This window comes from Vibrio panuliri (assembly GCF_009938205.1).
GTDB classification, from domain to species: domain Bacteria; phylum Pseudomonadota; class Gammaproteobacteria; order Enterobacterales; family Vibrionaceae; genus Vibrio; species Vibrio panuliri.
On record NZ_AP019654.1, the window covers coordinates 817,918 to 833,447 of the forward strand.

14 protein-coding genes are annotated in these 15,530 nt (G+C 44.9%); 6 read left to right on the forward strand and 8 right to left on the reverse strand.

The annotated features are described in order from the left end of the window. Positions 1-83: 83 nt before the first annotated feature. Together nagC and nagA are read right to left on the reverse strand one after the other, a co-directional pair. Positions 84-1,298, reverse strand: coding sequence for a DNA-binding transcriptional regulator NagC (nagC, locus tag GZK95_RS03720; protein WP_075709705.1), 1,215 nt, complete (start codon positions 1,296-1,298; stop codon positions 84-86). Between the two features lie 2 nt (positions 1,299-1,300). Continuing rightward, positions 1,301-2,437 (reverse strand): N-acetylglucosamine-6-phosphate deacetylase, encoded by a 1,137-nt coding sequence (gene nagA / locus GZK95_RS03725; RefSeq protein ID WP_075709704.1) that lies wholly within the window; start codon positions 2,435-2,437, stop codon positions 1,301-1,303. A gap of 481 nt (positions 2,438-2,918) precedes the next feature. Here nagA and nagE point away from each other — a divergent pair, with 481 nt between their 5' ends. Then, a complete protein-coding gene (nagE, locus tag GZK95_RS03730) occupies positions 2,919-4,490 on the forward strand; it encodes an N-acetylglucosamine-specific PTS transporter subunit IIBC (RefSeq protein ID WP_075714391.1) in 1,572 nt (523 codons plus the stop codon). Positions 4,491-4,738: 248 nt separating this feature from the next. Beyond that, the gene (gene glnS, locus GZK95_RS03735) at positions 4,739-6,409 is read left to right on the forward strand and encodes a glutamine--tRNA ligase (protein ID WP_075709702.1); all 1,671 of its coding nucleotides are present in this window, start codon (positions 4,739-4,741) and stop codon (positions 6,407-6,409) included. 100 nt (positions 6,410-6,509) lie between these two features. On the opposite strand, the gene fcrX is transcribed toward glnS, so the two are convergent. Further along, positions 6,510-6,959: a ferric iron uptake transcriptional regulator FcrX gene (fcrX, locus tag GZK95_RS03740; RefSeq protein WP_075709701.1), complete on the reverse strand. Its 450-nt coding sequence runs from the start codon at positions 6,957-6,959 to the stop codon at positions 6,510-6,512. A gap of 201 nt (positions 6,960-7,160) precedes the next feature. On the opposite strand from fcrX, the gene GZK95_RS03745 reads away from it, so the two are divergent. Beyond that, positions 7,161-7,673: a DUF4442 domain-containing protein gene (locus GZK95_RS03745; protein WP_075709700.1), complete on the forward strand. Its 513-nt coding sequence runs from the start codon at positions 7,161-7,163 to the stop codon at positions 7,671-7,673. 49 nt (positions 7,674-7,722) lie between these two features. Here the strand turns inward: GZK95_RS03745 and fldA are convergent, their stop codons facing one another. From fldA to GZK95_RS03760, 3 genes are all read right to left on the reverse strand, one after another. After that, positions 7,723-8,256, reverse strand: a complete 534-nt coding sequence (gene fldA, locus GZK95_RS03750; protein ID WP_075709699.1) for a flavodoxin FldA — start codon at positions 8,254-8,256, stop codon at positions 7,723-7,725. A gap of 47 nt (positions 8,257-8,303) precedes the next feature. Further along, positions 8,304-8,525 carry a DUF2788 domain-containing protein gene (locus tag GZK95_RS03755; RefSeq protein ID WP_075652181.1) on the reverse strand — a complete coding sequence of 74 codons (222 nt, stop codon included), beginning with the start codon at positions 8,523-8,525 and terminating at the stop codon, positions 8,304-8,306. 84 nt (positions 8,526-8,609) lie between these two features. Further along, positions 8,610-9,374 (reverse strand): alpha/beta fold hydrolase, encoded by a 765-nt coding sequence (locus GZK95_RS03760; protein ID WP_075714389.1) that lies wholly within the window; start codon positions 9,372-9,374, stop codon positions 8,610-8,612. Positions 9,375-9,467: 93 nt separating this feature from the next. On the opposite strand from GZK95_RS03760, the gene seqA reads away from it, so the two are divergent. After that, positions 9,468-10,007, forward strand: coding sequence for a replication initiation negative regulator SeqA (seqA, locus tag GZK95_RS03765; protein ID WP_075709697.1), 540 nt, complete (start codon positions 9,468-9,470; stop codon positions 10,005-10,007). A gap of 83 nt (positions 10,008-10,090) precedes the next feature. Beyond that, on the forward strand, positions 10,091-11,737 hold the full coding sequence (pgm, locus tag GZK95_RS03770; RefSeq protein ID WP_075714387.1) for a phosphoglucomutase (alpha-D-glucose-1,6-bisphosphate-dependent): 1,647 nt from the start codon (positions 10,091-10,093) through the stop codon (positions 11,735-11,737). Between the two features lie 330 nt (positions 11,738-12,067). Here the strand turns inward: pgm and GZK95_RS03775 are convergent, their stop codons facing one another. Then, complete coding sequence (locus tag GZK95_RS03775; RefSeq protein ID WP_075714385.1) at positions 12,068-12,826, reverse strand: DUF1853 family protein; 759 nt, start codon at positions 12,824-12,826, stop codon at positions 12,068-12,070. Between the two features lie 90 nt (positions 12,827-12,916). Here GZK95_RS03775 and GZK95_RS03780 point away from each other — a divergent pair, with 90 nt between their 5' ends. Continuing rightward, entirely contained in the window at positions 12,917-13,675 is a 759-nt protein-coding gene (locus GZK95_RS03780; protein ID WP_075706703.1) for a Nif3-like dinuclear metal center hexameric protein, read from the forward strand. A 523-nt stretch (positions 13,676-14,198) separates the two neighbouring features. On the opposite strand, the gene GZK95_RS03785 is transcribed toward GZK95_RS03780, so the two are convergent. Continuing rightward, the gene (locus tag GZK95_RS03785; RefSeq protein ID WP_075706704.1) at positions 14,199-15,488 is read right to left on the reverse strand and encodes a citrate synthase; all 1,290 of its coding nucleotides are present in this window, start codon (positions 15,486-15,488) and stop codon (positions 14,199-14,201) included. Positions 15,489-15,530: the final 42 nt, after the last annotated feature.

A 15,530-nucleotide genomic window follows, 5' to 3' on the forward strand; every position in this document is an offset into this window, starting at 1 on the left:
TTAAAATTATTAATTCCTATAAAAAAGAAAGGCTACGTCATAGACATAGCCTTATATTCTAACGCAACAGTGTGCTTAATCTATCAATCACCTAGCAATTTTTGTAACAAAACGCCGTTTAACATTGCGCGTTTGATCATTGCAAAGGCACTCAATGTTGGTTGTTTATCAATTTCTGATGCGACGATCGGTAGCTCTTTATGGAAAGTGGTTAGCGATTGATTCTCTACATTGCGACGAATCGCAGGGAATAGGATATCTTCACACGAAGTAATGTCGCCAGCGATGATCACTTTCTGAGGGTTAAACAGGTTGATAGTAATCGCGACTGCTTTGCCTAATTGATTACCGACGCGAACTAAACTTTGCTTGGCAAGTTCATCACCTAGATTGGCGTGTTCGCATACATCTTTGATCGTGATGGAGTCCAATTGGGTTAAGCTGGATTCATATCCTTGCGCAATCAGTTTTTTGACGCGATCAACGATTGCAGGGTTGGCCGCCACCGTTTCTAAGCAACCAAAGTTGCCACATTGGCATTGCTCTCCAAGAGGGTCAATCTGGATATGACCAATCTCACCGACGTTGCGGTTATAACCAAGGAATACTTGACCATTAACAATGATACCCGCACCTGTACCGCGGTGAACACTCACTAAGATGGAGTCTTGGCAGTCTTTGCTTGCGCCGAAATAGTGCTCTGCTAATGCCATACCACGAACGTCATTACCAACAAAGCACTCGACGTGGAAGGTATTACAGATCAAATCACCAAGAGCAAGGTTATCAACGTTAATATTAGGCATATATTCAACCACACCAGACTCTGGGTTTACTAACCCTGGTAGTGCAATGCCGATAGCAATTAACTGATTGATAATAGACTGATTGTTTTGAATAAAGTTTTTCAGAGACTGCAATAGACCATCAACTAACTCACCTTGTGTGGTGTAGTAAAACTCTTGATAGTCACTCGCCAGCTCTTTACCGCCTAAGTCAAATAGGCTGAACTGGATGTAGTCACGCCCAAGTCGCACTGCGACTGAGTGGAAAGGTTCCACTTCTGTCGTCAATGAGATGGCTCGACGACCACCGGTGGAAGCTTGTTGAGCGACCTCTTTTACAAGGCCGCGTTCAAGTAGTTGGCGGGTTATTTTTGTGACGCTTGCTGGTGCCAGATGGCTGACATCTGCCACTTGGATCCTAGAGATAGGGCCCTGTTGGTCTATCAGCCTGTAAACTGCTGCACTATTTAGTTGTTTGACTAAATCTACGTTACCTATTTGTCCGCCATTCATGTTTACACTTGCTCGTACTGTCCGTTAACAATATTCGCTTGGATTGAGAAGTCACGATCAAACACAGTCAAGTTAGCGACCATGCCTTTTTTGATACGACCTAGTTTGTCGTCAACTTTGATTGCTTTTGCAGGGTACAAAGTTGCCATACGTAGTGCTTCATCCAAAGCGATGCCGACGTGCTCAACTGTATTTTGAACTGCTTCAATCATGGTTAAAGCTGAGCCGCCCAGTGTGCCATTTTCATCAACACACTTACCATCTCGGTAATATACTTTCTTACCTACAAAAATAAAGTAATCCATGTTAGCGCCTGCAGGAGCTGTGGCATCGGTCACTAATACTAATTTTTCACCCTTAATTTTGTGAGCGATTCGAATATTTGCGTAGTCGACATGGAAACCGTCGGCAATGATACCAGCGTAAACATCTGATGTATCGTAAATTGCACCGACAACACCCGGTTCGCGACCCACCATTGGGGTCATCGCATTAAATAGATGAGTTGCGAATGTAATACCATGCTCAAAACTTTGACGAGCTTCAGCATAAGTTGCATTAGTGTGACCAATCGACACGACGATACCTGCATCGCGCAAGCGAGAGATATGCTCAGGATCATTGTGTTCAGGTGCTAGGGTAACTTTGGCAATCACATCGGCGTTATCGCACATAAAGTCAATCATGCTGTCATCAGAAGGGCGGATGTAATCGACACTGTGAATCCCTTTCTTTGCCACATTCAGGTAAGGACCTTCAAGGTGCAGACCTAATGATTGATTCTTATGTTGTGCATGATAATCACGAGCTGCGGCAACGGCTTGGCGCATATTTTCATCAGAAGAGGTGATCAGTGTTGGAAGGAAGCTTGTACAACCTGATTTTAGGTTTGCTTCATGCATAATTTGAATGGTGTCAGCCGTGATTTCATCGTTGAACATTACGCCGCCACAGCCGTTTAGCTGTAGGTCAATAAAGCCAGGACTTAGGTTTGCGCCGTTTAGATCGCGAGTTTGGATATCAGCCGCAAGCTCAGTCACTGGACACACAGACTCGATTAGTCCGTTGTTGATGATCACAGCGTGGTCAACAAGAACATCGCTGCCAGTATAAATTTTACAGTTAGTTAGCGCATACATGTTTAACTAATCCTTATATGTTGAAATCTGGGAATTAATGGCCACTCAAATCGAAGAAAATTTCCTCACTTGTTTACTTAATTTGTGAACTTCAATTAGGCCGCAAAATATCTTTACTAAAGGATGAATTTGTCCTTTATCTGCTCCACTTGTGTGCTTTCCGTCGCGAAAAAAATCCATTGTAAGTTACAATTTTGTCATAACGCTTGAAGCCTTGCTCTATCAGCCTTGCTTGCTGAAGTGAGCCCACATCTATGGTGGAAATAATATCTGCTAATTAGCATTTTTTTGAATTGTAAAATAAGTTTTATGATCTCGCTAGCAAAAACCTTCGATCACACCCTTTTCTGGTGATTATGATCACAAATGATAAGGTTTTAATTTGCGGAGCAAAATTAATGTCATAAACTGGCTTCGACTAAATTGAGCAACATAAAAAAGTAGCTCGGCCAAAATACAAATCCTATAGGGGGAACTTAAGGTGAATATTCTTGGATATGCACAGAAGCTAGGTAAAGCATTGATGCTACCTATCGCAACGCTTCCAGTTGCGGCGCTTCTACTTCGCTTAGGTCAAGGTGACCTATTAGACATTCCGTTCATGGCACAAGCTGGTGGTGCTATTTTCGGTAACCTACCATTATTGTTCGGTCTAGGTATCGCAATCGGTCTTTCTAAAGACGGTAACGGTGCTGCCGGTCTTGCTGGTGCCGTTGCGTACTTCGTACTAACAGCAACAGCGACAACAATCAACGCTGACGTAAACATGTCATTCTTCGGCGGTATCTTTGCAGGTATCATCGCAGGTCACTCTTACAACGCTTTCCACGCAACTCGCCTTCCTGAGTGGCTGGCATTCTTCGCTGGTAAACGTCTAGTTCCTATTATGGCTGGTCTGTTTGCTCTAGTTGCAGGTGCTGTATCTGGTGTTGTTTGGCCTTCTATCCAAGGTGGTCTTGACGCACTGGCGCACGCAGTATCAACGTCTGGCGCAGTAGGTCAATTCGTATACGGTACTCTTAACCGTGCACTTATCCCTGTAGGTCTACACCACGTACTGAACTCTTACTTCTGGTTCGGTATGGGTACATGTCAAGAGATCGTAATCACTGCAGCATCTGCAGCGGGTGAAGCTCTTCCAAACCTAAAACAACTTTGTGTTGACCCAGCTCTAGCGAAAACTCTAGTTGCTGGTCAAGAGTACACATTTAACTTCGTTAACTCTGTAACTCCTGAAATCACTGCAACAGTTAACACTGTAACTGAAACTGTTAAGTCAGGTGACCTACACCGCTTCTTCGGCGGCGATAAGTCTGCTGGTGTGTTCATGAACGGTTTCTTCCCTGTAATGATGTTTGGTCTACCAGGTGCGGCGCTAGCTATGTACCTAGCAGCTCCAGCTGAGAAACGCAGCCAAGTTGGTGGTGCACTGTTCTCAGTAGCATTCTGTTCATTCCTAACTGGTATCACAGAGCCTCTAGAGTTCATGTTCGTGTTCCTAGCGCCAGCGCTATACGCAATGCACGCAGTGTTCACTGGTCTATCTCTAGTTGTTGCTAACATGTTTGGTACTCTGCACGGCTTCGGCTTCTCTGCAGGTCTAATCGACTTCCTACTAAACTGGGGTCTAGCAACTAAGCCGTTCATGCTACTTGTTATCGGTCTAGCTTTCGGTGCTCTATACTTCTTCACTTTCAGCTTCGCAATCCGCGCGTTCAACCTAAAATCGCCAGGTCGTGAAGAAGACGAAGATGAAGTTGGTGCTCCAGCCGCTGACGCTGCTAAAGGTGACCTTGCTCGTCAATACCTAAAAGCACTAGGTGGTCATGACAACCTAACGTCAATTGATGCTTGTATCACTCGTCTACGTCTTACTCTAAAAGACCGCTCTGTAGCTAACGAAGATGTTCTTAAGAAGCTGGGTGCGAAAGGGGTAGTGAAACTAGGTGAAAACAACCTACAAGTTATCCTTGGTCCTCTAGCTGAAATCGTTGCTGGCGAAATGAAAGCAATCGGTGCTAACGAAGACCTATCTGATGTAAAACTTCCATAATAACTTCTAGTTAGAATGTTAGTCTAAAAGCCTCCTTCGGGAGGCTTTTTTGCGCTTGCGCACAGTTCTATACAGGGGTGGTTAAATAACCATCAGTCGCGAGTGATTATTTCTCAATAATCACCCAGATTTAGTTGTGTCTTAGGCAAGAATTGTGGATGATAAGTCGCTATATGCTCTGAGAAGTCTAAATAACGTCCCAGAGCCTTTTTTTCTCTGACAATACTAAAATATCTGAGGTGTTATAGATGAGTGAAGCTGAAGCTCGTCCATCGAATTTTATTCGCCAAATCATTGATAAAGATTTAGCAGATGGAACACACACAAGCGTGCATACTCGTTTTCCGCCAGAGCCAAACGGCTACTTGCATATCGGTCACGCTAAGTCAATTTGCCTAAACTTTGGTATTGCTCAGGACTATCAGGGTAAGTGTAACTTACGTTTTGACGACACGAACCCAGAAAAAGAAGACGTAGAATACGTTGAGTCGATTAAGAATGATGTGTCTTGGTTAGGCTTTGAGTGGGATGGTGAGGTTTGTTACTCATCTGACTACTTCGATAAGCTTTACGGGTACGCAGTGGAATTAATTAATAAAGGCTTAGCGTATGTTGAAGAGCTAAGTCCTGAGCAGATCCGCGAGTACCGTGGCACACTTACTCAACCTGGTAAGCCAAGCCCATACCGTGACCGTAGCGTTGAAGAAAACCTAGCGCTATTTGAAAAGATGCGTGATGGTGGCTTCGAGGAAGGCACGGCGTGTCTTCGCGCTAAGATCGATATGGCGTCATCGTTTATCGTGATGCGCGATCCTGTGTTATATCGTGTGCGCTTTGCGTCTCACCACCAAACTGGTGACAAGTGGTGCATCTACCCAATGTACGATTTCACGCACTGTATTTCTGATGCGCTAGAGGGTATTACGCACTCTATTTGTACGCTTGAGTTCCAAGACAACCGTCGTCTATATGACTGGGTTTTAGACAACATTACTATCGACTGCCAACCACGTCAGTACGAGTTTAGCCGTCTAAACCTAGAGTACACGGTAATGTCTAAGCGTAAGCTAAACCAACTAGTGACTGAGAAATTGGTTAACGGTTGGGATGACCCACGTATGCCAACTATCTCTGGTCTACGTCGTCGTGGCTTCACTCCTGCAGCAATTCGTGAGTTCTGTAAACGTATTGGTGTAACCAAGCAAGACAACATGATCGAAATGAGCTCTCTAGAGTCTTGTATTCGTGATGACCTAAACGAAAATGCACCACGTGCAATGGCGGTACTTGATCCTGTTAAAGTGGTTATCGAGAACTTCGAAGCAGGTAAAGTTGAAACGCTAACGGTTGCTAACCATCCAAACAAACCTGAAATGGGTGAGCGCGAAGTGCCGTTTACTCGTGAAGTGTGGATTGAGCGTGAAGACTTCCGTGAAGAAGGTAACAAGAAGTACAAGCGTCTAGTACTGGGTAAAGAAGTACGTTTACGCGGTGCTTATGTGATTAAAGCTGAGCGTATCGAAAAAGATGCACAAGGCAATATCACAACTATCTTCTGTAGCTACGATGCAGATACGCTAGGTAAGAACCCTGCAGATGGTCGCAAAGTAAAAGGTGTTATTCACTGGGTATCGGCTGACCAAGGCCTTCCAGCAGAAATTCGCCTATACGATCGCCTGTTCACTGTACCAAACCCAGCAGCAGCAGATAACTTTGCTGAAACAATCAACCCGGATTCTTTGGTTGTGCTTAATGGTTTTGTTGAGCCGAGCCTAGCTTCTGCAGAAGCAGAGAAGGGTTACCAGTTTGAGCGTATGGGTTACTTCTGCGCTGATGCAAAAGAATCTTCTGCAGACAAATTGGTGTTTAACCGTACTGTCGGTCTTCGTGATACTTGGGCTAAGATTGAAGCTCAATAATCACTGAGTGATTAGTAAAAAAGCCAGTCTATATGACTGGCTTTTTGTTGTCTGCTGAACAGAGGACTTAAAAAAAGCGCCCTTAAGGCGCTTTGATAAATTACTTTTTCTCTTTGTGTGCGTCAGGGTTGTCCTTGCACGTACCATCACCACATTTACCATATAGGTAAAGGCTATGGTTAGTCAGAGTGACGTTGTACTTCGCGGCAATTTCACGCTGACGCTCTTCGATTACGTTGTCTGAAAACTCAATCACTTCGCCACAATCTAGGCAAACTAGGTGGTCGTGGTGATGTTGAGTTGACAGTTCAAATACCGACTTGCCACCTTCAAAATGGTGACGAGTGACAATACCTGCATCATCAAATTGGTTCAAAACGCGATAAACTGTCGCAAGGCCGATTTCTTCACCTAGGTCGATCAGTTTTTTGTACAAATCTTCAGCACTGATGTGTTGGCAGTCAGGTTGCTGTAATACTTCTAAAATTTTCAGCCTAGGTAAGGTTACCTTAAGACCAGCATCCTTAAGCGCTTGATTATTGTCTGACATATACTTTCCCGTTGATGATCTGCAGTGTTTAACAGAATTCAATATTCCTACCATTATAGGGCAGGTTAGCTTAACAATAAACCACGAAGTTCAAGGGGTTACTTATATTTTTTCTAAAGTTGTGTGGTGTCACGGATAAAACTGGTCTGATTAGTTACAATTCATTAACGTTTATTTGTGGTTGCACGGAAGCTATCATCAATGAGTTCTTTATTTTCAAAGGTTTACAAGCCAGGCATGGTTCGATTTGCATTGAATTCTTGGCCGCCATTTTGGGGAAGTGGGATAAAAATTGTTTCAATTAGCGAGGATTTTCGTCAGGTAAAAGTAAAGTTAAAGTTGCGGTGGTGGAACAAAAACGCCAACCGAACTCAGTATGGCGGCAGTATATTTTCTCTAACTGACCCTATTTACGCGTTAATGTTAATGGGGATTTTGGGTGAGGAATATTACGTCTGGGATAAAGAAGCGAGTATCAACTTTATTAAGCCTGGAAAAGGCGATTTGTTCGCTGATTTTGAACTTCACGCTGGGCAATTGGATGAGATTTACCAGCAGACAGCGTTGGGGGACAAGAGTTTTCCTGAGTTTATCGTCCATGTTAAAGATACCCATGGAGAGGTCGTGGCAGAAGTGCAGCGCAAGTTATATGTGCGCAAAAAGCCAAAATATCGACAAGTGGCTGAGTCTCAAGTTGAGCTGTCGTCGGACTAGTCAGAAAATTCAGATTAAAAAAAACCTCCCAGTGGGAGGTTTCTTGAAATTAGCCTTCTAGCTCAGCTAGGCACATTTCATCATAAATCTGCTTACACCAGTTTTTCACGCGCTCTTCGGTCAACTCTGGTTGGCGATCTTCATCGATACATAGACCAACGAACAGGCTGTCGTCGCCCTCTACTAGACCTTTAGAAGCTTCGAACTCGTAGCTTTCAGTAGACGTGTGGCCAAGGATTGTACCGCCTTTAGACTCTACGATATCACGCACTGTGCCCATTGCGTCACAGAAGTACTCTGCGTAGTCTTCTTGGTCACCACAACCGAAGATCGCAACAAGCTTAGTAGAGAAGTCAACTTGCTCAAGTTCAGGGAAGAAGTCATCCCAATCACACTGCGCTTCACCATAGTACCAAGTTGGGATACCTAGAAGCAGAAGATCGAAGTTATCGATGTCTTCTTTGCTGCTTTTTGCAATGTCTTGAACGTGAACTAGTTGTTTGCCTAGTTCTTTTTGAATCATCTTTGCAACAGCTTCAGTGTTACCTGTGTCGCTACCAAAGAAGATACCTACACTTGCCATAGATTCGTTACCTTTAATATTGTCTACTTACTAGCATCTAAAGTGGATTAGCCTAAACCGGTTCCTTCCCAACTCAACTGAATCAGCCCTTTGGCGACAAAACCAGCGCAGCCGAGAAACAGCACCAACCATACTATTCTACGACCAAAAGGAGGAACATTACCTGCGTGAAGTACGTCTTTGATTGCCATACCGATCAAAAAGAAGATCGAGGCAAACAGTAGATCAAGACCAATAGACTCAAGCATGTTCATGTAGTCGTAAAGCATGATATCCCTTTATGCTAATTTACTTGCGCTGCACTATACCACTGTTATCAGTCAAAGTTAATGTGGAAGCTTCTCACTTTATACTTATCCAATAAATTTACGAATGATTCGCAATACTTCCTCAGGTTTTTCTGCATGTAACCAGTGCCCAGTGTTGGCAATGATATGGGCTTTCGCTTGTGAAAACTGCGCTTGAATATCGCGTTGGTGCTCGGCTTGTAAATAGTCGGAATTCGCCCCTTTGATAAATAGGGTTGGGGTGCTGATCTGTTGGATCGGCTGCCAACTCATAATGTGGCGGTAGTTGTTCCAGAGGTTTTCAACACTAAAACGCCAAGCGAGGTGATTGTCGTTCTTGTACAGTGATTTGCTCAGAAACTGGCGCACGCCTTCAAGTTCAATGTGCTGTGCAAGAATCTCTAATGCTTGCTTGCGGCTTTCTGGCTTGGCGGAATTGACCGCTTGTAAACCCGCAAACACATTGTCATGACGTTGTACTTGATAATCGACTGGCGCCATATCGAGTACAAGCAGTTGCTGCACTTGTGTTTCCAGTAGCTCTGCGACTTTGATCGCGACTTTGCCGCCCATCGAATGACCGATTAGGGTAGAACGCTCAATGTTAAGATGTTGGAGTAACGCTTTGACATCTTCTGCTTGCGCTTGATAGGTGTGCAGTTCGTGGTGGAAAGAAAGACCATGGTTACGCAAGTCGATACTAAGCACTTGATGATCTTGCTTTAAATTGCGCGCAAGTAAGCCAAGGTTATCGAGATTACCAAACAATCCGTGGATCAAGACAATGGTGTGACCCTCACCTTCGAGTTTGTAGTTGAGCAGTTGTGACATTTTATCTTATTCGTGACTGGTTTAACGTAGAGTCTGAGAGAAGATCTCGCTATAATCGCCAAAGAGTTTAAACATAGAGATTGTGAAAAGCGAATGAAAACAATTGAGGTTGATGAGGATCTATACCGTTACATCGCAAGTCAGACCCAACACATTGGTGAGAGTGCTTCGGATATTTTGCGCCGTTTGTTGAATGTTGATGGTGATGCTCAAGTTGAGACACCACTGACAATGAAGGCACCGCAAGGTCTTGTGGTAAGCAAAGATGCGGTAAAAGATGTGCAGGTAGATTGCGTAAAAGAAATGCGTTCTCTATTAATCTCTGATGAGTTTGCGGGTCTTAAGAAAGCGATTGATCGTTTTATGATGGTATTGTCGACGTTACACCGCCTCGATCCTGATGGTTTCTCAGAAGCGACTCAAGTTAAAGGTCGTAAACGTGTCTACTTTGCAGACAACGAGCAAACCTTGCTGGCAAACGGTAATACAACAAAACCAAAAGCGATCCCAGCTTCGCCGTTTTGGGTTATCACGAATAATAATACCAGCCGCAAGCGACAAATGGTTGAGCAACTAATGTCGCGCATGAGCTTCCCAGCTGATTTGATTGAGAAAGTGGCGAACTCAATCTAAACACTAAATTTTTAGCCTCATAATGACCGACGAGTTTTATGAGGCTTTTTTTTATGGCTTGTTAATTTAGAAAGGATGTCAAAATGGCTATGCACCCAAGAGCTGGGCAAAAAGCTCAGCAACAGGATTTGCACAATATTCCGGCGTTAGTATCGAACTACTTCCTCCTCCAACCAGACCCAACCAACCCAGCACATAAAGTCGAATTTGGCACTTCAGGTCATCGCGGAACGGCGGACAAAGCGACCTTTAACCAAAATCATATTCTGGCTATTGCTCAAGCGATTGCTGAGGTGCGTGCGGAACAAGGGACCACTGGTCCACTTTTTATCGGTAAAGATACACACGCACTGTCGGAACCGGCTTTCTCAAGTGTTGTCGAGGTACTTATCGCAAATGGTATCGAAGTGATTGTTCAACAGGACAATGGCTACACTCCGACACCAGGTATTTCGCATGCAATTTTGACCTATAACCGCGTTCACCAAGATAAAGCGGATGGTATTGTGATTACTCCATCACATAACCCACCGCAAGATGGCGGCATCAAATATAACCCCCCTCATGGTGGACCTGCGGAAGATGCGCTAACTAAAGCGATAGAAAATCGTGCGAATGCATTGATTGCTGAAGAGTTGCAGGGCGTGAAACGCATGTCATTGGCGGCAGCCAAAGCTTCGCCGCTATTCCAGCAACTCGATTTGGTTAAGCCGTATATTGATGATTTGGTGAATGTTATCGATATGGCGGCTATTCAAAAGGCAGATCTCAAAATTGGCGTTGACCCATTGGGTGGCAGTGGTATTGATTACTGGCGCCAAATTGGTCAGGCATACAATCTGAACCTGACTCTGGTTAGTGAGGCGATTGATCCAAGTTTCCAATTTATGTCGTTGGATAAAGACGGTGTGGTGCGTATGGATTGTTCTTCACCATACGCGATGGCTGGATTATTAGCGCTTAAAGATGAGTATGACTTGGCGTTTGGTAATGATCCGGATTACGATCGCCACGGTATTGTGACGCCTAAAGGTTTGATGAATCCTAACCATTTCCTAGCGGTGTGTATTGATTACTTATACCGTCATCGTCAAGGGTGGGGCAAAGACGTTGCTGTTGGTAAAACACTGGTTTCAAGTGCTTTGATTGACCGCGTTGTTGCTGATCTAGGCCGCGAGTTATGCGAAGTGCCAGTAGGTTTTAAGTGGTTTGTTGATGGTCTTTACGCGGGCAAATTTGGCTTTGGTGGTGAAGAGAGCGCGGGCGCTTCTTTCCTACGTCAAGACGGGACACCTTGGTCAACGGACAAAGATGGCATCATACTATGTTTGCTCGCTGCAGAGATCACGGCGGTAACGGGTAAAAATCCTCAAGATTACTATGAGGAGTTGGCTGCCAAGCACGGTGAGTCTCAATACAACCGTATTCAAGCTGTGGCGAATGGTCCTCAGAAAGATGTGTTGAAGAAGCTTAGCCCTGAAATGGTTGCGGCAGAAACACTTGCTGGAGATGCAATTACGGCGCGTTTAACACATGCGCCTGGTAATGGCGCAGCGATTGGCGGTCTGAAAGTGACGACTGAAAATGGCTGGTTTGCGGCACGTCCATCTGGTACTGAAGATATCTATAAAATCTACTGCGAGAGTTTTAAAGGTGAAGAGCACCTAAAACAGATCGAAGCAGAAGCACAAGAGATCGTAAACCAAGTGTTTAAAGACGCTGGCTTGTAATTTTGAGTGCGTTTTTTTTTGAAAAGAGCTGACGAAAGTCGGCTCTTTTTTTGTGAGGAGTACTCAATAGGAAAGATGGAATGCGCGGCTCTGTCATACTGACGGAAAACCACAATGTTCAATTTCTTGAATCTGTGACTCTATTGAGCGCACTATTAAACTTTGTCATTCCATAGAGCGCATTAGCGCGAGTAGGGAATCTAGCTCTTGAGTTGGTTTGGTGCAGCGTAGTCAAGATCCCCGACTCGGCTCCGCCTCTCGAGGAGGACAGTCAAGGGATTCGAAGTTTACGCGGCGTGGCTCTTTTTCCGTAGTTTAGTCTCGTCAGCACTATGCGTTCTGTTCAGGCCACGCATCTGGCACTACAAACCAAAACCGTCCGCTGTCGGTTTGCGCATGAATAAACCGTTGTGGATTAGGCTCAACAATCGGGGAATCTGGCAGTTTACCCGTTGCCCAACGCACCTTGGGAAGAGCATAAAGTGTTTCTTTAATCTGATGGGCCTGAGAATAGTGACACCAATATCCGTTAATTTGGCTTGAGTTAAGTTTAAAGTCTAAGCAGTGGCTTGGAACAATCTCATGATTGAAGGGGTTGATATACAGCCGACCTTGAAGCAGTAGATGGTGTGAATTGACGTTCAACTCTGGGCATTGTTGTTTAAACGCATCGCTTTGTGACATTTGCAATTGGTGATTCACCATATGAGGGAGTTTTAGCTCAAGCTGATCGTGAGCATTTGGTCCGTACCAATGCCCCTTGTGTAGTAGGTAAAACTTTATCGCCACCTCCCAATGTTCGGTAATATCTTGCGCGAGATTGTGCACGATAAGATCGATGGCACCTAACGTTCGGCCTTGCTCGGATAGCTGAATTTCTTCCGCTAGTAGCTGATAATGGGGACTGTTAATAAAGGCTTGTGTGCAAAGGTGTTGATAGACAAAACCCAAGCGGTAATTGCCATGATACTCAGTGTCGGGGGCGACTGGACTTGGCTTCAACGCGTTTAGATTGGAGCAGAGTTTGCTCTGCTCAATCAAATTAGGGCTGGTGATTATCCATTGATAAAACTCGTCTAGTTCACTCATATCTCGTCACTATCAATTCTATGGGTTTGTTTCGACAATTGCAGACGAAGTTGCTATAACGTCGCTAAAGTCAGGATACTGGAAAGTCAGATGAATAATCTACAACTTGAAAAGATACTTAACGAAAAACTCTCGCCACAACTGATCAAAGACTACAGTCCGAATGGTTTGCAAGTCGAAGGTGGCGAACGGATTAAAAAGATCGTGACTGGCGTGACAGCATCGCAAGCGTTGATCGATAAAGCGGTTGAACTTGGTGCGGATGCTTTGCTGGTGCATCACGGTTACTTTTGGAAAGGTGAGCCAGAGCCGATTCGTGGCATGAAAGGTAAACGAATCCGTACCCTGATTAAGCATGATATTAACCTGTTTGGTTATCATCTACCTTTAGATATCCATCCAGAGCTGGGTAACAATGCTGAACTCGCGCGTTTACTCGAGATTGATGTTGAAGGCGGTTTAGAAGGGCATCCTCAGTCAGTGGCGATGTATGGTCGTCTAAAACAGCCTGTAACGGGCGTTGAGTTTGCCGCACGTATCGATTCAGTGTTGAATCGTAAACCGCTGCATATCGCTCCTGAGAGCGCAGATAAGCTAATCGAAACGGTAGGTTGGTGTACTGGTGGTGGTCAAGATTATATTGAGCTTGCGGCACAACATGGGCTAGATGCGTTTATTTCCGGTGAGATCTCTGAACGAACCACTTACAGTGCTCGTGAGCTTGATATTCACTACTTTTCTGCTGGGCACCATGCGACAGAACGTTATGGCATTAAAGCGCTCGGTGAATGGCTAGCCAGTGAACATGGCTTGGACGTGACCTTTATCGATATCGATAATCCGGTTTAACGGGGCGGGTAAAGGGAACGGACTTCATCCTAAGGAAGGCCTCTCTTCGGGAAGCGGGAATGGGCTTTGCCTTATGGAATGCTTTACTCACGGAATATGGTGCAGGCTTTGTCTTATTTCGTGCTTGGCTTAAGTTTGTCATTCCATAGCGCGCGTTAGCGCGAGTAGGGAATCTTGTATTTGGTGAAGTTTAAGATAGATCCCCAACTCGCTCGTTCCTCGCTCTTGAGGATGACAAATACAGAAGAGTGGTTCGCTCTTGAGGATGACAAATACAGAAAGGTGGCTCGCTCTTAGGGATGACAAACACAGAGAGTGGCTTGCTCTTAGGGACGAAATTGTGGTTTTGTTCTTTAGGATGACAAGCAGTTAGTTGCACCCAAAGAGAAAGGGTTGACGCAATCTCGCTAACCCTGACAATTTCTCGCTTCTCGCTTCTCGCTTCTCGCTTCTCGCTTCTCGCTTCCAAAAAGAAAGGGCTGACGCTTTCATGTCAGCCCTTGGCTTTTCTATGCTTTAACGCTTATTCGCGCTCATGTAGAGGGCGGAACTCGCGTTGGCTCTCACCAGTGTACAGCTGGCGTGGACGACCGATACGGTTGTCTGGGTCGCTGTGCATTTCGTTCCAGTGTGCAATCCAACCAATGGTTCGAGACATGGCGAAGATTACCGTGAACATTGAAACCGGAATACCAATCGCTTTCAAAATAATGCCAGAGTAGAAGTCGACGTTCGGGTAGAGTTTCTTCTCAACAAAATACTCATCCGATAGTGCGATACGTTCTAGTTCCATCGCAACATCGAGTAGTGGGTCTTGAATATTCAATTCCGTTAACACTTCATGACAGGCTTCACGCATAACCGTTGCGCGAGGGTCGTAGTTTTTATAAACGCGGTGACCAAAGCCCATTAGACGGAATGGGTCATCTTTATCTTTCGCACGCTCAACAAACTCAGGAATCTGATCGACACTGCCGATTTCTTCAAGCATTTTCAGGCAAGCTTCGTTTGCACCGCCGTGAGCAGGTCCCCAAAGTGATGCGATGCCCGCTGCAATACAGGCAAATGGGTTAGCACCAGAAGAGCCAGCTAGACGCACGGTTGATGTTGAAGCATTTTGCTCATGGTCTGCGTGTAGCGTGAAGATTTTATCCATCGCACGGGCAACAACAGGGTTCACTTCGTACTCTTCACATGGATTAGCGAACATCATGTGCAGGAAGTTTTCTGCATAGTTTAAGTCGTTACGTGGGTAGATAAATGGCTGACCAATCGAGTATTTGTAACACATTGCAGCCAGCGTCGGCATTTTGGAAATAAGACGATAAGCCGCAATTTCACGGTGTACGTCATTATTGATATCAAGTGAATCGTGGTAGAAGGCAGCTAATGCACCGACAACACCACACATAACCGCCATTGGATGCGCATCACGGCGGAAGCCATGGAAGAAGCTGGCAATTTGCTCATGCACCATTGTATGGCGAGTTACTGTTGTTTTGAACTTCTCGTACTGCTCACGAGTTGGGGCTTCACCGTAAAGAAGAATATAACACACTTCCAAATAATCAGCGTTGTTGGCTAATTGGTCGATAGGGAAACCGCGGTGTAGTAGTACACCTTTGCCGCCATCGATGTAGGTGATTTGAGATTCACAAGATGCAGTGGCAAGAAAACCTGGGTCAAAAGTAAAGTAGCCATTGGCCCCAAGTTTGCGAACATCAATTACGTCAGGTCCAATAGTACCTTGCATAATTGGCAGTTCGACTGGCGCTTTACCTTCAATATGAAGGGTCGCTTTCTTATCCGCCATAACAATCTCCTTTGTTTATTATTTAATCCATCCAGGATGTTT